This is a genomic window from Lysobacter sp. Soil_C_59 (assembly GCF_057656415.1).
Genome location: NZ_JBDGKK010000003.1, coordinates 109,227 through 134,564, shown reverse-complemented (window position 1 = coordinate 134,564; position 25,338 = coordinate 109,227). Strand labels below are relative to the sequence as shown.

At 65.2% G+C, this 25,338-nt stretch carries 22 protein-coding genes; 12 read left to right on the top strand and 10 right to left on the bottom strand.

The genetic code is table 11. From position 1 onward, the window contains the following. Positions 1-91: 91 nt before the first annotated feature. Positions 92-526, bottom strand: a complete 435-nt coding sequence (locus tag AC3A3Q_RS07365; RefSeq protein WP_200605357.1) for a c-type cytochrome — start codon at positions 524-526, stop codon at positions 92-94. An 11-nt stretch (positions 527-537) separates the two neighbouring features. After that, positions 538-918, bottom strand: a complete 381-nt coding sequence (locus AC3A3Q_RS07360) for a c-type cytochrome (RefSeq protein ID WP_487585969.1) — start codon at positions 916-918, stop codon at positions 538-540. A 304-nt stretch (positions 919-1,222) separates the two neighbouring features. Between AC3A3Q_RS07360 and AC3A3Q_RS07355 the strand changes: the two genes are divergently transcribed. The 9 genes from AC3A3Q_RS07355 to AC3A3Q_RS07315 all read left to right on the top strand — a co-directional run bounded on the left by AC3A3Q_RS07355 (position 1,223) and on the right by AC3A3Q_RS07315 (position 15,889). Further along, positions 1,223-2,362 (top strand): efflux RND transporter periplasmic adaptor subunit, encoded by a 1,140-nt coding sequence (locus tag AC3A3Q_RS07355; protein WP_487585635.1) that lies wholly within the window; start codon positions 1,223-1,225, stop codon positions 2,360-2,362. Positions 2,363-2,380: 18 nt separating this feature from the next. Then, positions 2,381-5,851, top strand: a complete 3,471-nt coding sequence (locus tag AC3A3Q_RS07350; protein ID WP_487585634.1) for an efflux RND transporter permease subunit — start codon at positions 2,381-2,383, stop codon at positions 5,849-5,851. 13 nt (positions 5,852-5,864) lie between these two features. Continuing rightward, a complete protein-coding gene (locus AC3A3Q_RS07345; RefSeq protein ID WP_487585633.1) occupies positions 5,865-8,975 on the top strand; it encodes an efflux RND transporter permease subunit in 3,111 nt (1,036 codons plus the stop codon). 118 nt (positions 8,976-9,093) lie between these two features. Continuing rightward, the gene (locus AC3A3Q_RS07340) at positions 9,094-9,699 is read left to right on the top strand and encodes a GspH/FimT family pseudopilin (protein WP_487585632.1); all 606 of its coding nucleotides are present in this window, start codon (positions 9,094-9,096) and stop codon (positions 9,697-9,699) included. Continuing rightward, a complete protein-coding gene (pilV, locus tag AC3A3Q_RS07335) occupies positions 9,674-10,165 on the top strand; it encodes a type IV pilus modification protein PilV (RefSeq protein ID WP_487585631.1) in 492 nt (163 codons plus the stop codon). Before AC3A3Q_RS07340 ends, pilV begins: the two co-directional genes overlap by 26 nt. Positions 10,166-10,194: 29 nt before the next feature. Continuing rightward, entirely contained in the window at positions 10,195-11,145 is a 951-nt protein-coding gene (locus tag AC3A3Q_RS07330) for a PilW family protein (RefSeq protein ID WP_487585630.1), read from the top strand. A gap of 2 nt (positions 11,146-11,147) precedes the next feature. Next, entirely contained in the window at positions 11,148-11,729 is a 582-nt protein-coding gene (locus tag AC3A3Q_RS07325) for a pilus assembly PilX family protein (RefSeq protein WP_487585968.1), read from the top strand. A 42-nt stretch (positions 11,730-11,771) separates the two neighbouring features. Continuing rightward, the gene (locus tag AC3A3Q_RS07320) at positions 11,772-15,425 is read left to right on the top strand and encodes a pilus assembly protein (RefSeq protein WP_487585629.1); all 3,654 of its coding nucleotides are present in this window, start codon (positions 11,772-11,774) and stop codon (positions 15,423-15,425) included. Next, the gene (locus AC3A3Q_RS07315) at positions 15,422-15,889 is read left to right on the top strand and encodes a type IV pilin protein (RefSeq protein ID WP_487585628.1); all 468 of its coding nucleotides are present in this window, start codon (positions 15,422-15,424) and stop codon (positions 15,887-15,889) included. Before AC3A3Q_RS07320 ends, AC3A3Q_RS07315 begins: the two co-directional genes overlap by 4 nt. A 28-nt stretch (positions 15,890-15,917) precedes the next feature. Here the strand turns inward: AC3A3Q_RS07315 and AC3A3Q_RS07310 are convergent, their stop codons facing one another. From AC3A3Q_RS07310 to ykgO, 8 genes are all read right to left on the bottom strand, one after another. Then, positions 15,918-17,138: a TraB/GumN family protein gene (locus AC3A3Q_RS07310; RefSeq protein ID WP_487585627.1), complete on the bottom strand. Its 1,221-nt coding sequence runs from the start codon at positions 17,136-17,138 to the stop codon at positions 15,918-15,920. Positions 17,139-17,319: 181 nt separating this feature from the next. Continuing rightward, positions 17,320-18,201 carry an alpha/beta fold hydrolase gene (locus AC3A3Q_RS07305; RefSeq protein WP_487585626.1) on the bottom strand — a complete coding sequence of 294 codons (882 nt, stop codon included), beginning with the start codon at positions 18,199-18,201 and terminating at the stop codon, positions 17,320-17,322. A gap of 64 nt (positions 18,202-18,265) precedes the next feature. Further along, positions 18,266-18,877 carry a TetR/AcrR family transcriptional regulator gene (locus tag AC3A3Q_RS07300; protein WP_487585625.1) on the bottom strand — a complete coding sequence of 204 codons (612 nt, stop codon included), beginning with the start codon at positions 18,875-18,877 and terminating at the stop codon, positions 18,266-18,268. 91 nt (positions 18,878-18,968) lie between these two features. Continuing rightward, positions 18,969-19,505 (bottom strand): N-acetyltransferase family protein, encoded by a 537-nt coding sequence (locus AC3A3Q_RS07295; RefSeq protein ID WP_487585624.1) that lies wholly within the window; start codon positions 19,503-19,505, stop codon positions 18,969-18,971. Positions 19,506-19,510: 5 nt separating this feature from the next. Continuing rightward, positions 19,511-20,398, bottom strand: a complete 888-nt coding sequence (locus tag AC3A3Q_RS07290; protein WP_200605344.1) for a carbon-nitrogen hydrolase — start codon at positions 20,396-20,398, stop codon at positions 19,511-19,513. 119 nt (positions 20,399-20,517) lie between these two features. Beyond that, positions 20,518-21,552, bottom strand: a complete 1,035-nt coding sequence (locus AC3A3Q_RS07285; protein ID WP_487585623.1) for an agmatine deiminase family protein — start codon at positions 21,550-21,552, stop codon at positions 20,518-20,520. 4 nt (positions 21,553-21,556) lie between these two features. After that, entirely contained in the window at positions 21,557-21,892 is a 336-nt protein-coding gene (locus AC3A3Q_RS07280) for a hypothetical protein (RefSeq protein WP_386704315.1), read from the bottom strand. Positions 21,893-22,052: 160 nt separating this feature from the next. Next, complete coding sequence (gene ykgO, locus AC3A3Q_RS07275; RefSeq protein WP_010342887.1) at positions 22,053-22,178, bottom strand: type B 50S ribosomal protein L36; 126 nt, start codon at positions 22,176-22,178, stop codon at positions 22,053-22,055. Positions 22,179-22,330: 152 nt separating this feature from the next. Here ykgO and cmk point away from each other — a divergent pair, with 152 nt between their 5' ends. The 3 genes from cmk (at position 22,331) to AC3A3Q_RS07260 (ending at position 25,338) form a co-directional block, all read left to right on the top strand. Then, positions 22,331-23,017, top strand: a complete 687-nt coding sequence (cmk, locus tag AC3A3Q_RS07270; RefSeq protein WP_487585622.1) for a (d)CMP kinase — start codon at positions 22,331-22,333, stop codon at positions 23,015-23,017. A gap of 213 nt (positions 23,018-23,230) precedes the next feature. Continuing rightward, positions 23,231-24,919 (top strand): 30S ribosomal protein S1, encoded by a 1,689-nt coding sequence (gene rpsA, locus AC3A3Q_RS07265; protein WP_487585621.1) that lies wholly within the window; start codon positions 23,231-23,233, stop codon positions 24,917-24,919. A 116-nt stretch (positions 24,920-25,035) separates the two neighbouring features. Further along, complete coding sequence (locus tag AC3A3Q_RS07260; protein WP_158731172.1) at positions 25,036-25,338, top strand: integration host factor subunit beta; 303 nt, start codon at positions 25,036-25,038, stop codon at positions 25,336-25,338.

Genomic DNA, 25,338 nt, shown 5'->3' with positions numbered 1-25,338 from the left:
GGATGACGGCAAAAACAAATTCCCGGGGATGACGGGCAAAAACAAAAAAGCCCGCCGAAGCGGGCTTTTTCGCCGTATCGCCAGGCGGCGATCAGTGTGCGTTGTGCAGGTCGCGCAGGTTGCTCTGGCGCGAACCGAAGTACGCGGCCAGGTCGGCGATCTGCTGGTCGGTCAGGTCCTTGGCCTGGCTCGACATCAGCGCGTGCTCGCGGTCGCCGTCGCGGTAGGCCTGCAAGGCGTGCGCGATGTAGTCGTAGTACTGGCCGGCGAGCTTCGGGTAGGTCCCGTCGATCGGGGCATTGCCTTCGGCACCGTGGCAGTCGACGCAGGACTGGCCGGTGGCCTTGCCCTTGGTGCTGGCGAGCTGCTCGCCGGCGGCGATGTGACCGGCCGGCAGGCCGGCGGACGAAGAGGTGTGGCCTTCTGCGCGATCGGCGGCGGAATGCTCGGCCGGAGTGTCGGAGCTGGAGCAGCCGACCACCGCGAGCGAGGCGAGCAGGGCGATGGCGAGGATCTTGTTCGTCATGGTCTGCTCACTCACTTCAAGGACGAAAGGAAGGCGGCGATGTCGGCGATGTCCTGGTCGGAGAAGCTCTGCGACTGGGCCTGCATCGTCGGGTGCTTGCGCGCGCCCTTCTTGTATTCGTTCAACGCGTTGACCAGGTACTCCGCCGACTGCCCGCCGATCTTGGGCACGTGGAAGTTCGGGTAGGCGTTCTTGTAGCCGGTGATGCCGTGGCAACCCTGGCAGGTGTAGGTCAGCTGGTGTCCCTTGGCGGCATCACCCTTAACAGCGGCAGGTGCCGTGGTTGCGGTGGCAGCGGCCGGGGCGGCGGTGGGGGCCTGGGTTTCCTGGGCCGATGCGACGGACGCAGCGGTGGTCAGCAGGAAGCAGGCGGCGATCATCAGCGGTCGCATCATGTCGTAGTCCGCAATCTCGAATGGCTAGCGAAAGGTTCTGAAGCTGGCTGCGCGTGGCCGTCCCTCTTCAGGAGGGCCGCGCATAAGTGCGCAAGTATAGCCTGCGATATCGATGCAACGAAGCGGTGCCATTTTGCATCGATGGTTGTTGCGGCTGACGAGAACTCTACTTAGGGTTCCGCCCCGCGACATGGCTCCAGTCACCATGACCTTCGGCGGATGTTGGTGAACGGGGCAGGTGATATACCTATCTACAACACCGGCATACGGTCCGGTAAACAGCCACCTTGGGGTTCAATTCATGCGTCATCTCTCCCGAAATCGCAGCCGTGGTTTTGCCCACACCGCTCGCGTCCTGCTGCCCTGCCTGGCACTGTCGAGCGCCCTGCTGCTGGCCTCCTGCAAGGGCGGTGGCGGCCCTGGAGAAGCCCAGGCCAAAGAGGGCGAGAAGGGCCCGGAGGCCGTCCCGGTCGAGGTCGCCAAGGCCTCGCGCCGTGCGGTCGCGGCCAGCTACACCGGCACGGCGGCCCTGGAGCCGGTGGCCGAGTCGCAGGTGGTGGCCAAGACCTCGGGCGTGGCACTGAACGTGCTTGTCGAGGAAGGCCAGCCGGTCCGTGCCGGCCAGACCCTGGTGCGCCTGGATGCGGCCCGCTCGCAGCAGCAGGTCGCCCAGACCGACGCCCGCATGCGCAAGCTCGAGGCCAACTATTCCCGCGGCAAGCAGATGGCCGAGCAGAAACTGCTCAGCGCCAATGACAACGACCAGCTGCGCTTCGACCTCGAAGAGGCCCGCGCGGCCAACCGCATGGCCAACCTGGAACTGTCCTACGCGAACGTGGAAGCGCCGATCTCCGGCGTGATCGCCTCGCGCTCGATCAAGACCGGCAACTTCGTCCAGATCAACACGCCGATCTTCCGCATCGTCGACACCTCGCGCCTGGAAGCCACCTTGAACGTGCCCGAGCGCGAGCTCGCCACGCTCAAGGCCGGCCTGCCGGTGCAGATGCAGGTCGACGCGCTGCCGGGCAAGGTTTTCAGCGGCACCGTCGACCGCGTCGCACCGGTGGTGGACTCCGGCAGCGGCACCTTCCGCGTGGTCTGCGCGTTTGCCGGCGGCGGCGTGCTGCAGCCGGGCATGTTCGGTCGCATCAAGATCGACTACGACCAGCGCGCCGATGCCCTCGTGGTGCCGCGCGTGGCCCTGCTCGAGGATGACGGCGATCCGGCGGTGTTCGTCGTCAAGGGCGACAAGACCACCCGCGTGCCGGTCAAGCTGGGCTACATGGACGGTTCCTGGGCGGAAATCCGCACCGGCGTGAAGGTGGGTGACCAGGTCGTGGTCGCCGGCAAAACCGCACTGCGTGACGGCACCGTCGTGCAGGTGCTGGGCCAGCCGGCGAAGAAGGTCGCGGCCGCCAAAACCGAAGCCAAGAAGCAGTAATCATCGCGGAGAGCGAACGTGACGCAACCTGCGAACGAATCATCCGGCTTCAATCTGGTCGAGTTCTCCACGCGTCGCCGGGTCACGGTGATGATGGTGACCCTCACCTTCGTGATGTTCGGATTCATCGCGCTGAGCGACCTCAAGGTCAATCTGCTGCCCGACCTGAGTTACCCGACCCTGACGGTGCGCACCGAATACACCGGTGCGGCGCCGTCTGAAATCGAAACCCTGATCAGCGAGCCGGTCGAAGAGGCCGTTGGCGTGGTCAAGGGACTGCGCAAGCTGAAGTCTGTTTCGCGTACCGGCCAGAGCGACGTCGTGCTCGAGTTTGCCTGGGGCACCGACATGGACCAGGCCAGCCTCGAAGTGCGCGACAAAATGGAAGTCCTGCAACTGCCGCTGGAGGCCAAGGCCCCGGTGCTGCTGCGCTTCAATCCGTCGACCGAACCGATCCTTCGCATCGCGCTGTCGTCCAAGACCGCCGCGACCAGCGACACCGAGGCCATGCGCCAGCTCACCGGGCTGCGCCGCTACGCCGATGACGATCTGAAGAAGAAGCTCGAGCCGGTCGATGGCGTTGCCGCGGTCAAGGTTGGCGGTGGTCTCGAGGACGAGATCCAGGTCGACATCGACCAGCAGAAGCTGGCGCAGTTGAACCTGCCGATCGACAACGTCATCCAGCGCCTGCAGCAGGAGAACATCAACATCTCCGGCGGCCGCCTGGAAGAAGGTTCTCAGCGCTACCTGGTGCGCACGGTGAACCAGTTCGCCAGCGTGCCGGAAATCCGCGAAATGCTGGTCACCACGCGTAGTGGTGGCGACAACGCGGCTGCCAGTGCGGCTGCGCAGATGGCGGCGATCGCGGCGCAGACCGGTTCGGCCGAAGCCATGGCCGCGGCTGCATCCGTGCAAAGTGCCAACTCCGCTGGCGGTGGCACCGTGGCCGGCGGCATGCCGGTGCGCCTGAAGGACATCGCCGAAGTCCGCCAGGGTTACAAGGAACGCGAGGCGATCATCCGTCTGGCCGGCAAGGAAGCGGTCGAGCTGGCGATCTACAAGGAAGGCGACGCCAATACCGTTGCCACCGCCGACGCGATCAGCAAGCGCCTGGAAGAGATCAAGGAACAGATTCCGCCGGACGTGGAACTGACCACGATCGACGACCAGTCGCAGTTCATCCGCCACGCCATCAGCGACGTCAAGAAGGACGCGGTGATCGGCGGCATGCTGGCCGTGCTGATCATCTTCCTGTTCCTGCGCGATGGCTGGAGCACGTTCGTCATCGGCCTCTCGCTGCCGGTGTCGATCATCGCCACGTTCTTCTTCATGGGCCAGCTGGGCCTGAGCCTCAACGTGATGTCGCTCGGCGGCCTGGCATTGGCCACCGGCCTGGTCGTGGACGACTCGATCGTCGTGCTCGAAAGCATCGCCAAGGCGCGAGAGCGAGGGCTAGGCATCCTCGATGCCGCCATCGCCGGTACCCGCGAAGTGAGCATGGCCGTGGTCGCCTCGACCCTGACCACCATCGCGGTGTTCCTGCCGCTGGTGTTCGTGCAGGGCATCGCCGGCCAGCTGTTCCGCGACCAGGCGTTGACCGTGGCATTGGCCATCGGCATCTCGCTGGTCGTGTCGATGACGCTGATCCCGATGCTCAGCGCGCTCAAGGGCCGGCCGCCGATGGCCTTCCCGGAAGAGGCCCCGCATCCGCGCTGGCAGCCGACCTCGAAGCTGCAGAAGCCCATCGCCGCCGTCGAGCATGGCATCGGTGTCGGCACCCGCGGTGCGTTCTTCGGCCTGACCTGGCTGATCGTCCGCGCATGGCGTGGCGTGGTCGCCGTGGTCGGTCCGGTAATGCGCAAGGCAAGCGACATCGCCATGGCGCCGTACGGACGTGCCGAGCGCGGCTACATGAAGCTGTTGCCGACCGCGCTGCGCAAGCCGTGGCTGGTGCTGGGCTTTGCCGCTGCGGCATTCGCCCTGACCCTGCTGGCAATTCCGTTGCTGGGTGCCGACCTGATCCCGCAGCTGGCCCAGGACCGCTTCGAGATGACCGTGAAGCTGCCGCCGGGTACGCCGCTGCGCGAAACCGACGCACTGGTTCGCGAGTTGCAGGACAAGCACGCCAAGGACGACGGCATCCGCACGCTGTATGGCGTCAGCGGCAGCGGTACCCGACTGGACGCCAATCCGACCGAGAGCGGCGAGAACATCGGCAAGCTGACCGTGGTCATGGCCGATGGCGGCAGCAAGGACGTGGAGGCGCGCGAGACCGAGCGCCTGCGCACGACCATGCAGTCGCATCCGGGTGCTCAGGTGGACTTCAGCCGTCCGGAGCTCTTCAGTTTCTCCACGCCGCTTGAAATCGAACTGCGCGGGCAGGACCTGGAAAGCATCCAGGTCGCCGGCCAGCGCATGGCGGCGATGCTGCGTGCCAATCCTCACTATGCCGACGTCAAGTCGACGGTCGAGGAAGGCTTCCCGGAGATCCAGATCCGCTTCGACCAGGACCGCGCCGGTGCGCTCGGCCTGACCACCCGCCAGATCGCCGACGTGGTCGTGAAGAAGGTGCGCGGCGACGTCGCCACGCGCTACAGCTTCCGCGACCGCAAGATCGACGTGCTGGTGCGTGCCCGCGAAACCGACCGTGCCTCGGTCGACAACATCCGTCGCCTGATCGTCAATCCGGGCAGCACCCGCCCGGTGACGCTGGATGCGGTGGCAGATGTCGTCTCCACGACCGGCCCGAGCGAAATCCACCGCGCCGACCAGGTGCGCGTGGCGATCGTCTCGGCCAACCTGCGCGATATCGACCTGGGTGGTGCCGTGCAGGAAGTGCGCGACATGATCGCCGAGCAGCCGCTCGGTGCCGGTGTCGGCATGCACATCGGCGGCCAGGGCGAAGAGCTGGCCGAGTCGGTGCGCTCGCTGCTGTTCGCGTTCGGCCTGGCGATCTTCCTGGTCTACCTGGTGATGGCGTCGCAGTTCGAGTCGCTGCTGCACCCGTTCGTGATCCTGTTCACCATCCCGCTGGCGCTGGTCGGCGCGGTGCTGGCACTGCTGCTGACCAATTCGCCGGTATCGGTGGTGGTCTTCATCGGCCTGATCCTGCTGGTGGGCCTGGTGGTGAAGAACGCGATCATCCTGGTCGACAAGGTCAACCAGTTGCGCGAGCACGGCGTGCCCAAGCGCGAGGCCCTGGTCGAAGGCGCCCGTTCGCGCCTGCGCCCGATCATCATGACCACGATGTGCACGCTGTTCGGCTTCCTGCCCCTGGCGCTGGCGATGGGCGAGGGCGCGGAAGTGCGCTCGCCGATGGCCATCACCGTGATCGGCGGCCTGCTGGTGTCGACGTTGCTGACGCTGCTGGTGATCCCGGTGGTGTACGACCTGCTGGACCGCCGCGCCGACGACTACTACGTCGAGCGTGCCCGCCGTACGCACGGCAAGGTCGCGTCGAACGACGACGGCCAGGTCGAGCCGGTCTGAGCGGAGCACTGACATGACGATTGCAGAGCTCAGCATCAAGCGGCCGGTCACGGCGATCATGTTCTTCGTGTCGCTGTTCGTGATCGGCCTGATCGCGGCGATCCGGCTGCCGCTGGAGGCCTTCCCGGAGGTCTCGCCACCTTTCATCTTCGTCCAGATCCCTTACGAGGGATCGACGCCGGAGGAAGTGGAACGCACGCTGCTGCGGCCGGTGGAAGAAGCGCTGTCGACGATGACCGACGTCAAGCGCATGGATGCCAACGCCCGTTCCGACGGCGCCGAGATCTTCATGCAGTTCTCGGACTGGGACCGCGATGTCGCCATCGCGGCCTCGGAGGCGCGCGAGCGGATCGACGCCATCCGCGACGACCTGCCGGACGACCTGCAGCGTTACAACGTGTTCAAGTTCTCCACCACCGATGAACCGGTGTTGCGCGTGCGCCTGGCCAGTTCGACCGACCTGACCGGCGCGTACGACATGATCGACCGCGAGTTCAAGCGGCGCATCGAACGCATCCCGGGCGTGGCGCGGGTGGAAGTGACCGGCGCGGCACCCAACGAGGTCGAGATTGCGATCGACCCCGACCGGTTGACCGCGCACAACCTGAGCATCAACGACCTCAACACCCGGCTGCAGGCCGTCAATTTTTCGGTATCCGCCGGACAGATCGACGATGGCGGCCGGCGCCTGCGCGTGCAGCCGGTCGGCGAGATCACCGACCTGCAGCAGTTGCGTGACCTGATCATCGACACCAAGGGCACGCGCCTTGGCGACATCGCCGAAATCCGCCTGAAGCCGGCGCGGATGAACTACGGCCGCCGTCTCGACGGCAAGCCGGCGATCGGCCTGGACATCTTCAAGGAGCGCCAGGCCAACCTGGTGGAGGTCTCCAGCAACGCGCTCAAGGAAGTCGAGGCGATCCGCGACCAGCCGGAAATGGCCGGGATCCAGATCAAGATCATCGACAACCAGGGTGACAACGTCACCAGTTCGCTGCTCGAACTGGCCGAGGCCGGCGGCATCGGCCTGCTGTTGTCGATCGCGGTGCTGTTCTTCTTCCTGCGTCACTGGCCGTCGACGTTGATGGTGACCCTGGCCATCCCGATCTGCTTCGTGATGACCCTGGGCTTCATGTACTTCACCGGCGTCACGCTCAACATCCTGACGATGATGGGCCTGCTGCTGGCGGTGGGCATGCTGGTCGACAATGCCGTGGTCGTGGTGGAGAGCATCTACCAGGAACGCGAGCGCATGCCGGACCAGCCGACGATGGCCTCCATCGTCGGTACCAAGCACGTCGCGATCGCCCTGTCGGCCGGCACGCTGTGCCACTGCATCGTGTTCCTGCCCAACCTGTTCGGCGACCGCAACTTCCTCAGCATCTACCTGTCGCAGATCGCCATCACGATCTCGGTGTCGCTGCTGGCCTCGTGGCTGGTGGCCGTCAGCCTGATCCCGATGATCTCGGCACGACTGAAGACGCCGCCGGCGGTGCGTTCGGACCGCGGCCTGATCCCGCGCCTGCAGAGCGGCTACGCCCGCTTCCTGCGCTGGACGCTGGAGCACCGTGGCAAGAGCGTGCTCGGCATCCTGATGATCATCGCGATCAGTATTGTGCCGATGAACCTGACCAAGAAGAACATGTTCGGTGGCGACGACGGCACCGAGACCAACATCTTCTACCAGTGGAAGGGCGCGTACACCAAGGAGCAGATGTCGGCGGAAATCCTCAAGATCGAGAAGTTCCTCGAGGCCAACCGCAAGCGCTACAACATCACCCAGATCTACTCGTACTTCAGCGAGCAGGGCTGGGGCGGCACCCGCATCACCTTCGACCTCGACAAGATCGACGAGACCAAGGCGACGATCGAGAAGCTGCGCAACGATCTGCCCAAGTCTGCCCGCGCCAATATCGGCATCGGCAACCAGGGCGGCGGCGGTGGCGGCGGCGGTGGGCCAGGGCAGAATGTCCAGGTGCAGCTGGTCGGCGACTCGACCGAGACCCTGGTCGAGCTGGCCAACGACATCGTGCCGATCCTGTCCAAGCGCAAGGAACTGCGCGACGTCCGGGTCGACATCGGCGACCAGAACAGCGAGCTGTCGGTGCACGTGGACCGGGATCGGGCGGCGGCGTTCGGTTTCAGCGCGCAGGAAGTGGCCAGCTTCGTCGGCCTGGCACTGCGCGGCGCTCCGCTGCGCGAGTTCCGTCGCGGCGAAACCGAAGTTCCGGTGTGGGTGCGTTTCGCCGGTGCCGAGCACTTCGGTGTCGAGGACATCGACAGCTTCACCGTGCGTGCCCCGGATGGCCGCACCGTGCCCTTGCTGGCGATGGTCGACGTGGCGGTGAAGCCGTCGGCCACGCAGATCCAGCGCGCCAACCGCCAGACCACGGTGGCGATCCAGGCGAACCTGGCCGAGAAGGCCACCGTTCCCGAAGCGCGCAAGGCGATGGAGGAGGCGCTCAAGTCAGTGGCGTTCCCGGCCGGCTACAGCTTCACCTTCGAGAGCGGAGCTTTCGAGGATGAGGCCGAGGCCAACAGCCAGATGATGTTCAACCTGCTGATCGCCCTGATCATGATCTACGTGGTGATGGCGGCGGTGTTCGAGTCGCTGCTGTTCCCGTCGGCAATCATGAGCGGCGTGCTGTTCTCGGTCTTCGGTGTGTTCTGGCTGTTCTGGCTCACCGGCACCGAGTTCAACATCATGGCCTTCATCGGCATCCTGGTGCTGATGGGCGTGGTGGTGAACAACGGCATCGTGATGATCGAGCACATCAACAACCTGCGTCGTCGCGGTCTCTCGCGTACCGACGCCCTGGTCGAGGGCAGCCGCGAGCGTCTGCGCCCGATCCTGATGACGATGGGCACGGCGATCCTGGCGATGGTGCCGATCTCGCTGACCAACACACAGCTGGGCGGTGACGGTCCTCCGTACTACCCGATGGCGCGTGCCATCGCCGGCGGCCTGGCGTTCTCGACGGTGGTGAGCCTGCTGTTCCTGCCGACGATCTACGCGATGCTCGACGACCTGCGCACCGGCACTTCGCGCATGGTGCGACGCGCGCGTGGCAAGGGGGACGGGAGCGTCCCGGCAGCGGCGGTAGTGGCGCTGAAAGCGGAATAGCCCTACGGGCAGTAAGAAGAAACGGGAAGGCTTGCCTTCCCGTTTTCTTATGGGCGTCCCGCCCAGCGCGGCCTAACGTGACAGCCTCAGTCACATGGCAGGCACAGGGAACATCACGATGCTCGTCCTCCAGGCGACCTCGCAGGGGTCGAGGCTCGACTACGCGGGGCGTCGTCCGGAGCGCGGCTTCACGTTGCTCGAGCTGATGATCGCCGTCGCGGTGGTGGGAATCGTGGCCGCGATCGGCTATCCGGGCATGACCGCCATCATCAGCAACGGCCGCCTCGGCGGCGCGGCCAACGAAATGGTGGCGACGCTGCAACTGGCCCGGTTGGAGGCGGTTCGCCTCAACAGGACCGTCACGGTCTGCCGCAGCGTCGATGGCGCCAGCTGCCAGGCCGGTGCGGTCTGGAACGGTTGGATCACTATCGCCGATGTCGACCGGGACGGGGCCGTCGACGACATCTTGCGCGCGAGCAGTGTTCCTGCAGCTGTACAGCTCAGGGCAAGCACGGCGATCCAGGGCAGCCGCATCGCATTCGGATCCGACGGCCTTGCCCACGTGGCTGGCGGTTCGTTGTTGAACGCATGGGTCGCGGTCTGCGTCCCCGGCGATGGCCCGGAAGGTGGCCAACGGCGGATCAGCATCGCTGGGGGCAGTCGCATCTCCACCCGGTCCGAGAACCGGGGAGGGCAGTGTGGTGCGCCGGGCAACAACCTGTAACGCCGCCAGCCAGCGCGGCGTGGGCCTGATCGAAGTGCTTGTCGCCGTACTGGTGATGGCCATTGGACTGCTGGGGATCGCAGCGCTGCAGGCGACGGCACTTCGCAATAGCCAGAGTTCCCTGGAGCGCAGCCAGGCGGTGGTGCTCAGCTACGCGATCCTGGATGCCATGCGCGCCAACCTGACCGAAGCAAGGGCAGGCGGCTATGAAATGGCATTGGCCTGTCAGGCACCGACGCCGCCGAAGGGAGGCCAGCCTACCGTCGCCACGCTGGGACGCAGTGACCTGGTCGCGTGGATCGGCCTGATCAATGCCGAACTGGGACAGGGCGGTTGCGGATCGGTTGCATGCGCATCAGTGGCGGGAACCGGCGCCCGGGATTGCCGCGTGACGGTTCGCTGGGACGACTCGCGCGGCACCGGTGGCAGCGAACAGCAAGAGATCACAACCGTGACCAGGCTATGAGCCTCCAGCGCCGGGGGACCGTCCGGACAGTGGGCGAAAACGCTGGCTTCAGCCTGGTCGAGTTGATGATCTCGCTCGTGCTGGGTTTGCTCGTGACTGCGGCTGCCGTCGGAATCTTCCTTTCCAACCAGCGCACCTTTCGCGCGACCGAGAGCCTGGCCCGCATCCAGGAGGACGGCAGGGTGGCGTTCGAGTTGATGGCGCGGGATCTTCGACAGGCTGCAGGAAACCCCTGCGGAAGAACGCTTCCCATGGCCAATGTCCTCAGTGGTGCATCCGCGGCGGCCGTTCCGTGGTGGATGGACTGGGACAGGGGAATCACCGGCTACGACAATGGCGGGCTCGCCCGCAGTGCGGCCGGAACCGATGCGATCGAATTCGTATCCTCAGGCAGCCAGGTTGCCACGGTCATACAGCATGGCGCGCAGGCTTCGGGACGTCCGGCCAGTTTCAGGCTCGACACGACTGACCATGACTTCCGCGATGGTGACATCGTGCTGGTCTGCGATTACACCCAGGCCACCATCCTCCAGATCAGTCGCGCCACCGAAGGCGGCAGCACGCTCGAGTACGTGCAAGGCAGCGGCACTCCGGGAAATTGCACCACCGATCTGGTGGAACCCGTCGTGTGCGGCGCCAGTGGCAGCAGCAAGGAGTACCGACCAGGCTCGTTGATTGCGCGCGTTCAAGCGACTCGCTGGTTCATCGATGACAACGACCGCGGCGGCCGATCGCTCTATCGTGCGGTGGTGGAAGCAGGGGCTTTGGAGCCCCGTGACGAAGTCGCCGAGCATATACAAGACATGCAGATCACCTACCTGGTCGACGGCACAGCCGCGTACGTGCCTGCCAGCGCCAGTGTCGACTGGCAGCATGTCGTCGCCGTGCGGATCAGGTTGTCACTGAAGGTGGGGGTTGATCGTTCTGCGCTCGGGCGCACGCTGGTCCACACAGTCGCATTGCGGAATCGGACCACGTGACCATGCATGCCAGTCATCCATCCAGGCGGCGGCAACGCGGCGTGACACTCATGGTCGTCCTGATCCTGTTGATCGTGGTGACGCTTCTCGGCCTGGTCGCCCTGCGCGGGACCCTCATGGAAGAACGCATGAGCGCCTACCAGTTCGATCGCAGCCTGGCCTTCCAGGCCGCTGAATCAGCGCTTCGTCTTGCCGAGCAGAAAGTGCAGGAGGCTGCCGTGGCCGGGCAGTCGATAGGTGTTGACTGTTCGCCCACTCGCGCGACTTGTTCCGCAACGCCGCCCGGCATGGACACGGCAAGCCCGGAGAAGTGTGAAGCCAACACGCCTGGTTGCTGGATCACAGTCGCGTCGACGGGGAACGACTCCGATGACCCTGCCAGCACTCCGCAGTACTACATCGAGTACATGGGCGACGTCCTGGTGAGTGACGAGCCCGATTCCGGTCGGAGCGCATCGGCCAACCAGGAAGGTGGCACACAACCCACCTACGGCAAGTCGATCTATCGCATTTCCGCGCGAAGCCAGGATCCGCGCGCAAATCGTGCCCTGGTTGCGCTGCAGGCCACCATCGAGCTGCGTTGAGCCCGCCGCGACCATTGGCCATCTTTCGTAGGAGTACGAGCAATGGACGCTCGATCGGTTAGTCGCAGGCACGCCAGGGCATGCATCCCGTTCATCCTCTCTGCTTTCTTCATCCTGGCAGTGAGCATGATGGCTGGGCCTGTCATCGCACAGGTCGATATTGCGCAGGTGCCCCTGCACCTGGGAACGCACGTGGCAGGCAACCTGGCTCTGGTCCCGTCGGTGGAATATCCGACGATCAACAGCGCCGCCAACCTGGGGCCGTACGAGGCGAGCCGCCAGTACACGGGCTACTTCGATGCGGACAAGTGCTACCACTACCGGTATTCGGCAATCGAGTCGGAGCGCCACTTCTTTCCAACACGCTTCACCACTGGCCATGTGTGTAATGCCTCGAGCAAGGAGTGGAGCGGCAACTTCATGAACTGGGCCGTCACCCAGACCATTGATCCGTTCCGCCTCGCACTTACCGGCGGCTACCGTGTCAGGGACGCCTCCACCGAAACCTGGCTCGAAAAGGCACGGCACGATCGCTCATGGGGTTTCAGCGACCGTCGTCTGCCGGATGGAAAGCCGACCGATATGGCGGCGCTTCGTGCTGCGACACCGGCCTCCTGGAACTGGATGTGGATTCGCGTGCAGGGTCTTGGCAACAAGATGCGCTTTACCGGCCGCGACTCCTGGGGTGCTGTGGTTCCTTACAATCCGGCGGTGCACGACCTGCGCCTGGACGAACGCGGCGGGGCGGTACCCGAAAGCGGATTGGAGATAAGCATTCGGGTCAGGGTCTGCGTGCCGAACCTGCTGGAAGCCAACTGCAAGCAATACAGTCAGGGCTGGAAGCCGGAAGGCTTGATCCAGCAGTACTCGGACCGGGTGCGCTACAGCATCTTCGGCTACCTCAATGAATCGACCATCTGGCGCGATGGTGGCGTACTGCGGGCGAACCAGAAGTTCGTCGGCCCCCTGAGCTACGATCCAAACCAGGGTCGAGCGGACAACGTCGCCAAAGAGTGGGACGCCGACACCGGCGTGATTCGTCGCAACCCGGACCCGGCCGCCGCTGCCGCGACGCCCGGTGCAATCATGGACAGCGGGGTCATCAATTATCTCAACAAGTTTGGCCAATTGACCTCCCAGCTGCACAAGGGCGTCGACCCGGTGAGCGAGCTCTATTACGCAGCGGTCCGCTACTTCAAACACCAGGGCAACGTCGCCGCGTACTCGACCATCGGATCAGGCAACGCCTACGACCTGGCAGATGGCTTCCCGGTGATCACGCGATGGGACGATCCGATCCAGTACCGCTGTCAGGCCAACGTCGTCCTCGGCATCGGTGATGTGAACACCCACCGCGACAAGAATCTCCCGGGCAGTACGAATCTTTCGGAAGAGCCCGCCACTCCGCCGGAAGTGTCGGCTGACCGAACCGTCAATGTCGCCACTGCGACTGCAAAGGTCGCGCAACTGGAAGGCGTGACGATATCCACACCGTTCTCGGGACGAAACAACTCGGCGTACATCGCAGGCCTGGCTTACGATTCGCACACCAAGGACATCCGGCCGGACCTGAAGGGCAAGCAGACCGTCGCGACCTACTGGGTAGATGTACGGGAGAACGGCGTACTGGCGCCCAGGTCGTTCAATCAATACTGGCTGGCAGCCAAGTACGGCGGCTTCCGCGTGCCCGATGACTTCAGTCCCTATGAGCGGACCGCAGCGCTGCCGGAAGCATGGTGGAACGAGTCCGGCGATGTTCTGGCGACGAACGACAAGCGCCCCGACAACTTTTATGTCGCCAGTGAAGCGGACAAGATGGTCGAGAGCCTGACCCGCGCGTTCAGGCGCATCATTGGCGAATCCAGTGGTTCGGCGACCTCGGTGGCTTCCAATACGACGCGACTGGAGGCGGGCGCCATGATCTACCAGGCGCGCTTCTACAGCCCGTCATGGCGGGGCGAGCTGAGCGCGTATGCGGTCGATCCTGAGACTCGCAGGATCAGTGATGCCGCAGTGTGGAATGCCAGCGAGCGCCTGGCCGCCATGCCCTGGATGCAACGGAAGATATACGTACACAACCCGCAGGCAGGTGCGCGTGGACGCTATCAGCCGCTGAGCTGGCAAGCGCTGGGTCCGGCGCAGCAGTCGGTCCTGGGCGACGAAGCCACCGTGAACTACCTGCGCGGCGATCGCAGCAACGAGGGTCGCCTGCGAGTTCGCGGAGGTGTTCTCGGTGACATCGTGCATTCCCAACCTGTTTTTGTCGGCCGGCCACGATTGCGCAGGTATCGCGGCGCGCGGTTCAGCGGGGCATCGTCTTACCTCGCCTTTGCCCAGGCTCAGTCCGGCAGGCGGGGAGTTGTCTACGTCGGTGCGAACGATGGCATGTTGCATGGGTTCGACGCGACTACCGGCAACGAGGTCTATGCCTTCATGCCGGCCGCGGCTATCACTGCCCAGTTGAAGAATCTGACCTCACCGGATTACGAGCATCGATACTTCGTCGATGGCGAGCTGACCGTGGCCGACGTGTACTCCAGTCGCGAAGGGCGCTGGAAATCGATCCTGGTGGGAACCATGGGGCGGGGCGGGAGGTCCGTTTTCGCACTGGACGTCACCGACCCGGCGGATGTCGGGTTCTTGTGGGAAATGAGGGCTGCCGAGCTACAGGCACTGGGCAACGTCATTGGCAAACCCATCATCGCCCAGGTGGCCGATGGCGATTGGCGTGTGCTGGTTGCCAACGGTCCCAACAGCGCCGCCGGGACTGCGCAGTTGATCACCATCGGCGTGGAGTCCCGTTCCGTGCAGGTCTACGACACCGGAGCGGGGGGCAGCAACGGTTTGTCCGGCGTGGACGGCTGGGACGGCAATGGCGACGGATTCCACGAGACCGTTTACGGCGGCGATCTGGCTGGAAATCTGTGGCGATTCAAGTTGGGAGACTCGGGGAATTCGACGCTCGCTGCCAGCAGGCTGTTCGCGGCCAAGGATGCCGCCGGCAATCCGCAACCCATCACGGCAGCGCCGTTCCTGCTGCGGGAGCCGCAATCCCGAAAACTTTGGGTGTACTTCGGTACCGGTCGCTACCTCGGGGACGGGGACGTCGCCAACCGCAGCGAGCAGACCTGGTATGGCCTGATCGACGACGGCGATGTAGTGCCCGGTCGCGGCGCGCTGGTCAGGCGGCGAATCCTCGCAGAGAAAACTCCAGCCGGCAGCGAAATGACCCAGCGGGTAACGAGTGCGGCGATTGCCGGTGATCTGGCGGGCAGGGACGGCTGGTATCTCGATCTGGTCTCGGTCAACGGCCCTGAGGGTGAGCGGATGGTGGCGCCCAACAGTCTGGTGGGTGGTGTGCTGTATGGCACCACGCGAATCCCCGATGCCCGCGACGTCTGCAGCCCGGGTGGCCGGGGTTTTCTAATGGGGGTGGAACCGTTCACCGGCGGGCGAGCGCCCTTCGCAACCTATGATGGCGATGGGCGGATCGACGACAAGGACAAGGTCGAGGTCGGGGGCGTGCGCGTTCCTGCTTCCGGTGTTGGTTACGGCAGCAGCCCGAACCAGCCGCGTTTTCTGGATGGCGCCGCAGTGATGATTCTGGACGATGGCAGGAGAGTCGCGCCGCCGCCTCCGCCCCCGATCGGCACCAAGGCCAGCCGCACCTCTTGGCGCGAACTACTACTGGAATGAAGGTGAACAACTGCGTGTACAAGACACACCCGCCAACCACCTTCACGCAGGCACCTGGCTTCACGCTGATCGAGCTGATGATCGTCGTGGCGATCGTCGCGATCCTGGCGGCGATCGCGTATCCCAGCTATCAGGGTCATGTCATCAGGACCCGTCGCGCGGCAGCGGCGGTGTGCATGCTGGAAGTGGCGCAGTTCATGGAGCGCTACTACACGACGCACCTTCGATACGTCGATGTCGCGGGGGAGGCGCCGACGATTCCGGCGACGCAATGCCGCACCGATCTCCAGAACGACTACTCCATCGGCCTTGCCCACGGCACAGCAGCCGGCGCCTACACGGTCCAGGCTGTGCCCAGGGGCGCACAGGCGATCCGCGATACGAAATGCGCGACGCTGGCGATGAATCAGCTGGGCGCGAAGCAGGAATCGGGAACCGCCGCCACTGCGACGGAATGCTTCTAGCACTCCGCCGCGGGGTGGGTGGCGTGCATCAGCCGACCAGTTTGCCCAGCATCCGCAAACCGCCGGTCCACACGCCGATCGCGGTGCCCAGGCTGGTCAGGAAGAAGTTGAGCAGCACGCGCGCAACGCGGTTGCGCCACCAGCCGCGCCAGCTCTGCACGTCATCGCGAAGTGCCATGAAGTCGGCATAGGTCGGTTTGCGGATCCATGCCTCCGTGAGCGCACTGAGCGTGCCCGAAGCAAGCGCCGGATGGAGCGGCGTAATGGGCGATGCGACGAAGGCGACCAGGATGCTGAGCGGGTGTCCGCCGGCTATGGCGCAGCCGATCGCGCCGAGCACGCCGGTGGCCAGCACCCATTGCAGCAGCAGGTCGGAGCCGACGTCGATGCCGCCGCGCCAGAAGCCCCAGGCGAAACCACCCAGCACGAACACGGCCAGGAGGATCGTAAACCAAGGCACGTCGCTCTTCTTCGGCAGCGCCTCGAGTTCTTCCCGAATGATGTCCGGCGCGCGGACTTCGTCCTTGAGGTGGCGTGCCAGACCCTGCAAGTGGCCGGCGCCGACCACCGCCAGCACTTCGCGCGCATTGCCGTGCGTCTCGCGCAGGCGCGCGGCCATGTAGCGATCGCGTTCGGCGATCACGGTTTCGTAGAGTTCGGGGCTGTCGCTGGCGAACTCGCCGAAGCTCGATTCGAGCATGTCGCCCTGCTTGAGCTTCTCGATCTCGTCGGCACCGACTTCCTCGTCGACGAACAGCGCCGCCATCAGGCCGCCGCCGAGCTTGGCCCGGGACCACCAGCCGAGCCGGTTGTTGGCGCGCTTGAAGGTCAGGCCGACGTCGCGATCGATCAGGTGCACCGGCAGCTCGCGCTGGCGAGCCTCGAGCACGGCGCGCTTGAGCTCGGCGCCAGGCTCGATGCCGAGCTGTTCGGCCAGGCGCCGCTGGTAGGCAGCCAATGCCAGGTTGGCCGCGAACAGTGCGGTCTTGCCCGTGCGGATGACCTGCACCAGGTCCAGGCGCGCCAGTGCGTCAGGGTCGGTAAGGGCCTGCAGGCGCTGCGGATCGAGCTCGACGGCGACCGCGTCGAAGGCGCCGCTGTCGATGGCATCGCGGACGGCTTCAACGCTGGCCAGCGAAACATGCGCGGTACCGAGCAGCGTGTAGCGCACGCCGTCGCGCTCGACGATCGCATGCGGCTGGCCGGCGAGGACGGCATCGAGTGCCGACTGCGCAGTGGCTTCAATCATGGCTGCACCCGGCGGTCGGACAGAGCGGGGCGCGAAACGGTTTGCTGTGCTGCGGGCATGCGGCGTTGCCTTTCGGGGTTTGCGCAGCAAGACGGCGCCAGTCCGGCGCCGTCTTGCTGATGTATGGAGTGGCTGCAGGGCAGCTTAGGGCCAGACCACCATCGGGGCAACGCGAGTGCGTTCAGGCGACGCCGAAGGGCAGGTTGGTGCTGGACACGATGCGATCGCCGACGGTTTCCCCGTGCAGGAAGCGCAGGCTGGCGGCAATCACCTCGCCATCGTCGAGGACGCGGCGGTGGCCCAGGCCACGGGTGGTCAGCAGTCGAGAGTCCGGCCAGTAGCGTGCGTAGCGCTCGCCTTCCTCCCAGGGAACATCGCGGTCTTCCAGGTCATGCACGATCAGCGCGGGGCGACCGATGACCGGTGCGTTCAGATGCGCCTGCTGTTCGGCGAACGTGATGCCTATCCGGCTCTCGAAGTAGGTGAACATGCGCAGGAACACCCTGTGTCCGATCCACATCACATGGGCGAAACGTTCGGCTGCGGCAACCGGGTCGGCCGCCGGTGCGATCAGGACCGCTCGTCCTGCCTTCAATCCACGTGCCATGGCGAGAAGCGTCGCCGCGCCACCGAGCGAATGCCCGATCACCGCGGCCGCCGGCCCGTAGTGATCGCCCACGGCAAGCAGGTGCCGGGTGAAATCCGGCAGCGTCGCCTGCGTGCCGGGGCTGCGACCGTGCGCAGGCTGATCGAATGCGACCACCGCATAGCCTGCGGCGAGCAGGCCAGGCAGCCATGCGGCGATACGGGTGCCGTGACTGGACCAGCCGTGCGCGAACAGCACATACGGCTGCCTGTCCGGGTTGCCCCAGACGTAGGCGGCAATGGCATGGCCATCGACATCGAGCTGCTCCTCACGCGCACCCTGCGTGGATGCGGCGAGGGCGCGGCTACGGCTCGACGACATCGGTGTCGAGAACAGACGCGCAGCACGTTGCACCGCCGCCCCCGGGGATAGCGGGGCGCCAAGTGCGAAGCCCAGGCGCAGGCCGTACAGTCGCATGATATTACGAACGGTCGTGCTAATTGTGGCGATGAGCGGGTACACGGGAGGCCTCCGGTAGGGGTCAGAGGGTGGCGGAGTACGAGCGGAAGAGCCGCTCGAGGGCGCGACGGCCGCGGGTCACGGCCAGTTCGAAGCCGAACAGGCCGGCATCGTGGTGAACGATCAGTGCGAGGCTGTAGACCTCGAAGGCCATTTGCTCGGCATCGGTATCGGCGGCAAGGTCACCGGTTTCGACGGCCAACGCGATTGCGCGGGACAGCTCTTTGCGCCAGCGCAGTTCATGGGCGACGACGCGGTCGCGGATTTCACCCGGGCGATCGTCGTATTCGCTGGCGGCGCTGAGCAGCAGGCAGCCGCCTTCGGACGACTGCCGGGCCCAGTCGAACCAGGCCTCGACGATGGCGCGCAGCCTTGGCAGGCCGCGTGGCAGCTTCAGCGCCGGCAGCAGGACATGGGCGACGAAACGCTGCCCCGCTGCATCCAGGACCGCCATCTGCAGGTCTTCGCGCGAGCCGAAATGGGCGAACACGCCACTCTTCGACATTCCCACGGCCTGCGCCAGGGGACCGATCGACAGGCCTTCAAGACCGGCGGAGCAGGCGATGCCGTAGGCGCGATCGATGATCGCTTCGCGGGTGGCGGCGCCTTTGCTGGTGGCGGTCAATGCGGACATGGGGCGAAAAATAGCACGTCCGTTCGTTTTATTTGTGACCGTTCGTCGGAACCGCCGTCGCTCGATCAGGTGAGACCGGAGAGCAACGGTTCTAGGCCGACTCTGGCGCTGTCGTACGCCCGGCGCCCAGGTCCAACTGCATCTGCACGGTATCCAGCCAGCGCCCGTGCTTCCGCCCCAGACCGGCAAACACACCGGCCGTGCGGAATCCAAGACGCTCGTGCAGGGCGATGGAGGCGGTGTTGCTGACGTCGCCGACCACGGCGACCATCTGCCGGAATCCCAGTTGCGTGCACTCGTCGATCAGCCACTGCAGCAACGCCCGACCGACGCCGCGGCCCTGCAGTTCGGGAACGATGTAGACCGTGTCCTCGACTGTCCAGCGATAGCCCTCGCGGCTGCGGTAGCTGCTGGCGTAGGCGTAACCGGCGAATCGCCCGTCGAGCTCGGCGACGATGTAGGGATAGCCTTGCGCGACGATCGCCTGCCAGCGTCGCGTCATCTCGGCCAGGTCGGGCGCGTCGTATTCGTAGGTGGCGACGAGCTCGTCGACTTCGCGCGCGTACAACGCGGTGATCGCCGGCAGGTCGCCGGCGACAGCTGGGCGGATCGAAAGCCCGGCGGCCAAGCAGCTCAGTCGCGGTAACGCTTGAGCAGGTCGCCGTAGGCGTCGATGCGGCGATCGCGCAGGAACGGCCAGATCCGGCGCACATGCTCGCTGCGCTGCATATCGACCTCGGCCATCAGGATCTCGGGTTCGGCGACAGTCGACTGCGCAAGGAACTCGCCCTGCGGACCCAGCACATGGCTGGTGCCCCAGAAGTCGATGCCGGCCGCATCCAGCGGCGACTGCTCGTGGCCGACGCGATTGCAGCTGAGCACCGGCAGGCCGTTGGCAACGGCATGGCCGCGGTGGCTGAGCACCCAGGCATCGCGCTGGCGATCCTTCTCGGCTTGTTCGTCGGTGGGGTCCCAGCCGATCGCGGTCGGGTACAGCAGCAGCTCGGCACCGGCCAGCGCCATCAGTCGCGCGCCTTCCGGGTACCACTGGTCCCAGCACACGAGCACGCCGAGTCGACCGACCGAAGTCTGGATCGGCTCGAAGCCGATGTCGCCCGGGGTGAAGTAGAACTTCTCGTAGAAACCCGGGTCGTCCGGGATGTGCATCTTGCGGTACTTGCCGGCGGTGGAGCCGTCGGCATCGAAGACGACGGCGGTGTTGTGGTACAGGCCGGCCGCGCGCTTCTCGAACAGCGAGCTGACCAGTACCACGCCATGCTGCTTCGCCAGCGCGCCAAGACGTTCCGTGCTCGGACCTGGAATGGTCTCGGCGAGGTCGAACTCGTTGACCGATTCGTGCTGGCAGAAGTACGGACCGTTATGCAGTTCCTGCAGCAGCACCAGCCTCGCGCCACGCTTGGCGGCCTCGGCCACGCGCGCCTCGATGTTGGCCAGATTGGCCTCGCGGCTGCCATGGTCGCGGTCCTGGATCAGGGCGACGGGGAGGGTGGTCTTCTTCATGGCGACTGGAAATCCGGGGCGCAGGGGACGGCGGATATTGTAGGCGCGGCCGATGGCGCCGATTCGCGGTGGGAGCGGGCTTGCTCGCGAGCAAGCCCGCTTCTTCGGGGGCGGGCTTCTTACGCCACCACGCCCTGGGGCAATTGCATCGTGATGCAGTGCAGGCTGCCGTTCTGCCAGATCAGCGGGCGGCAGGGCACCGGCACGATCTCGCGGTCCGGGAAGGCTTCTGCCAGAACGGCCTGGGCACGACTGTCAGCCTCGTCGCCATAAGCCGGCATCAGCACGGCGCCATTGACGATGAGGAAATTGGCGTAGCTTGCGGCCAGGCGACGACCGTCATCGACGATGGGCTTGGCCCACGGCAGCGGGAACAGGCGGTACGGCTTGCCGTCGCGAGTACGCAGCGCAGCCAGCTCCTGGCCCATCGCCTGCAATTCGGCGAAGTGCGAATCGGCCTGGTCGTCGCAATCCTGATAGACGATCGCGTCCCGCGACGCGAAGCGGGCGAGGGTATCGACGTGGGCGTCGGTGTCGTCGCCTTCCAGGTAGCCGTGGTCCAGCCACAGCACGCGCTCCTGATGCAGCCATGTTGCCAGCTTGCCGGTCAGGTCCTCGCGCGAAGTCTCCGGATGGCGCTCGTGCAGGCACTGCCAGGTGGTCAGCAGGGCGCCTTCCCCGTCGCTGTCGATCGCGCCACCTTCCAGTGCAAAATCAACCGGATAGCGTGAACTGTTAACAAATGTTCCAGCATCGTGCAGGCGCTCGACCAGCAGGTCGTCCTGGCTCGCGTCGAACTTGCCGCCCCAGCCGGTGAAGCGGAAATCGAGCAGGCGGAAGCCGCCTTCGCGACGCAGCGTGATCGGTCCGGAGTCGCGCAGCCAGGTGTCGTCATAGGCAACTTCGACGAAGCGAACCTGCGTCATGTCGACGCGCGCCGAGGACAGCCGCGCGCGCGCATACGCTTCCACATCCTCGTCGGCCACGCAGATGACGACCGGCTCGAAGCGGGTGATGGCGGCGACCAGGGCGATGTAGGTCTCTTCGACCTCGCCCAGGCGATCAGCCCAGTCGGTATCGGCGGTCGGCCATGCAATCAGGACCGCGGACTGGGGTTCCCACTCCGCGGGGAAGCGCAATACAGGTTCGTTCATAGCCTCAGCGAATGGGGGGCTTCGGGCCGACTTCCTCGGCACTGGCCTTGTTGGCAACCACGTCGATCACCTTGCTCTTCTCGAAGTACACGGTGAAAGCGGGGTAGACCCAACGGTTGATGGTCGGCCACTGACGCTTCTGGCCTCCCTGGGATTCGAGCTTCTCGCTCGGCGCGCCGTAGCTGGCTTCGACCTGGGCCATTGTCTGGCCACGGGCCGGCATCGCGGCGCGGTTTTCTTCCTGCACGCGCTCCACCAGGAGAGTGTCGGCGGCAGCCGTACCGGCCACGGCCAGCAGTGCGAACAGCGGTACAGCAACGAAGCGCTTGTTGACGTTCACGGCGAGCCCCCTCGGTGGATGAATACGGTCTGGTCAGGACGCGATTGTACGCACAAGGCGTGAAGCGGCGGCAGCGCGCCGCCGTCACGTTTTGGCGAAGCGGCCACAGAAAAGGCCGCCTTTCGGCGGCCTTTTGATTTGCACGGCGTTGCCGGGCTTCTTAGCGCTGACGCGCCTTGAAACGCGGGTTCGACTTGCAGATCACGAAGACCTTGCCACGGCGGCGGACGACCTTGCAGTCGCGGTGACGGGCCTTCGCCGACTTCAGAGAGGACAGGACCTTCATGACAGACTCCGGCAAACGGGGATAAAGAACGAAGCCGGCGATTCTAACGGCTAAATCCGTCCACGATCAAGCGCTTGCGCGAAAAAAGTTCAAATGCCTGCAAATCGGGGTGGCAAAAGCCAGTCGCGGCCGGCGCGCCCCATAATGTTCGCATGAACAGCGCAGACTCCCACAGCAGCATTCCCGTCCTGACCATCGACGGCCCTTCGGGCTCCGGAAAGGGCACCATCAGCCGCCTCGTCTCCCAGAAACTGGGCTGGCACTACCTCGATTCCGGCGCCCTGTACCGCGCGGTCGGCGTCGCCGCCGGCTGGGCCGACATCGACCTGGCCGACCCGGCGGCCCTGGTGCGGTGCACCTTCGACACCCGGATCGGCTTCCGTGACGACCCCTCGGGCGAGCTCAGGGTCCTGGTCAACGACATAGATGCCACCGACGAGCTGCGCACCGAGACCGCCGGGGCGGCCGCTTCGGCCATCGCCGCGATCCCCGAAGTGCGCGCTGCCCTGAAGGACCGCCAGCGGGCCTTCCGCCAGGCCCCCGGCCTGGTCGCAGACGGCCGTGACATGGGCACGGTCATCTTCCCGGACGCCCCCTTCAAGGTGTTTCTGACCGCCAGCGCCGAAGAAAGAGCGGAAAGGCGCTATAAGCAGTTGAAAGACAAGGGGGTTTCAGTTAATTTAGATGGTCTGCTGCGGGAGATCCTTGCCCGCGACGCCCGCGATGCCAGTCGCGCGGTGGCTCCGTTGCGACCGGCCGACGACGCCGTTCGCATCGACACCACCGGCCTTGGCATCGATGCGGTCGTCGAGCGTGTGCTGCAACTGTTGACGCCGTAAAGCGCCATCGATTGCAGTCGTGTTGAACGAACGTGGCAGGACGATGTTGCAAACCAAACGCCATCGCAATCCCGCGATGGTCAATCAACCAACACATGGCGTGGCTCCATCGCGCCACATAACGGGTGGGTCGACCACGTGCTGCTTGAAGTCATCCGACGTGGATGGCCATGACAGCCGGTGCGGCCCGTGTGTTCAACAGAGTATTTTTCAATGACCGAATCATTTGCCGAGCTGTTCGAACAAAGCCAGACCAATCTGGCCAAGCTGAAGCCGGGCGCAATTGTCACCGGTGTTGTCGTGGAAGTCCGCGGCGACGTCGTGGTGATCAACGCCGGCCTGAAGTCCGAAGGCATCGTGCCGATCGAACAGTTCCGTAACGACGCGGGCGAGATCGACGTGGCCGTGGGCGACGAAGTCAAGGTCGCGCTCGACTCCATCGAGAACGGCTTCGGCGAGACCGTCCTGTCGCGCGAGAAGGCCAAGCGCGCCATGGTGTGGGACGAACTCGAGCAGGCGCTCGAGAAGAACGAGACCATCACCGGCCGCATCTCCGGCAAGGTCAAGGGCGGCTTCACGGTCGACATCAAGGACGTGCGCGGCTTCCTGCCGGGCTCCCTGGTCGACGTGCGCCCGGTCCGCGACTCCGCGTACCTGGAAGGCAAGGAACTCGAGTTCAAGCTCATCAAGCTTGACCGCAAGCGCAACAACATCGTCGTCTCCCGCCGTGCGGTGGTCGAGAGCGAGTACAGCGTCGAGCGCGAGCAGCTGCTCGAGAAGCTGCAGGAAGGCGCGATCCTCAAGGGCGTCGTCAAGAACCTCACCGATTACGGTGCGTTCGTCGACCTCGGCGGCATCGATGGCCTGCTGCACATCACCGACATGGCGTGGAAGCGCGTGCGTCACCCGTCGGAAGTCGTGGAAGTCGGCCAGGAGCTGGACGTCCGCGTGCTCAAGTACGACCGCGAGCGCAACCGCGTCAGCCTCGGCCTGAAGCAGCTGGGCGAGGATCCGTGGGACAACATCGCCCGTCGCTACCCGGCCAACACCCGCGTGTTCGGCAAGGTCTCCAACGTCACCGATTACGGCGCGTTCGTCGAGATCGAGCCGGGCGTCGAAGGCCTGGTGCACGTGTCCGAGATGGATTGGACCAACAAGAACGTCAACCCGTCCAAGATCGTGCAGGTCGGTGACGAGGTTCAGGTCATGGTCCTGGACGTCGACGAGGAGCGTCGCCGCATCTCGCTGGGCATGAAGCAGGTCACCAGCAATCCGTGGGAAACCTTCGCCGCCATCCACAAGAAGGGCGACAAGGTTTCGGGCCAGATCAAGTCGATCACCGACTTCGGCATCTTCATCGGCCTGGACGGCGGTATCGATGGCCTGGTCCACCTGTCCGACCTGAGCTGGGCAACCACCGGCGAAGACGTGGTCCGCAACTTCAAGAAGGGCGACAACCTGGAAGCCGTCGTGCTCGCCGTCGATCCGGAGCGCGAGCGCATCAGCCTGGGCGTCAAGCAGCTTGAGCAGGACCCGATGGGCCAGTACGTGGCGACCAACGCCAAGGGCTCGATCGTCAAGGGCAAGGTCAAGGAAGTTGACGCCAAGGGCGCGACCGTCGAGCTCGACAATGGCGTGGAAGGCTACGTGGCCGCCCGCGACATCGCCAAGGAGCGCGTCGAAGACGCTTCGCAGTACCTCAAGGTTGGCCAGGAAGTCGAAGCCAAGATCATCGGCACGGACCGCAAGGGCCGTTCGATGCAGCTGTCGATCAAGGCCAAGGACGAAGCCGAGCAGCAGGAGGCGCTGGCGGACTACAACCGCTCGTCGTCCGATGCTTCCAGCGGCACGACCAAGCTGGGCGCGCTCCTGCGCGAGCAGCTGGGCAACAAGTCCGAGTAACCGAGCTGTACGGAGCTCGGCTGCATTGAGCTCCAGGTGGTAACCGCGAAGGCGGTCCGGCTCGTTCGGACCGCCTTCCTTCTAAGCCCGAGCCGTAGCGAGTACCCGTTCCAGCCATGACCAAATCCGAGCTCATCGAGATCCTTTCGCAACGTCAGGCCCACCTGAAGGGCGAAGACGTGGATCTGGCGGTGAAGGCACTGCTCGAGATGATGGGCGGATCGCTGTCGGGCGGAGAGCGGATCGAGATCCGCGGGTTCGGAAGCTTCTCGCTGCATTACCGTCCGCCGCGCCTGGGTCGCAATCCCAAGACCGGCGAATCGGTCGCGCTGCCGGGCAAGCATGTGCCGCACTTCAAGCCTGGCAAGGAACTGCGCGAACGCGTCAGCGGCGTGGTGCCGCTCGACGAAGCCGACTGA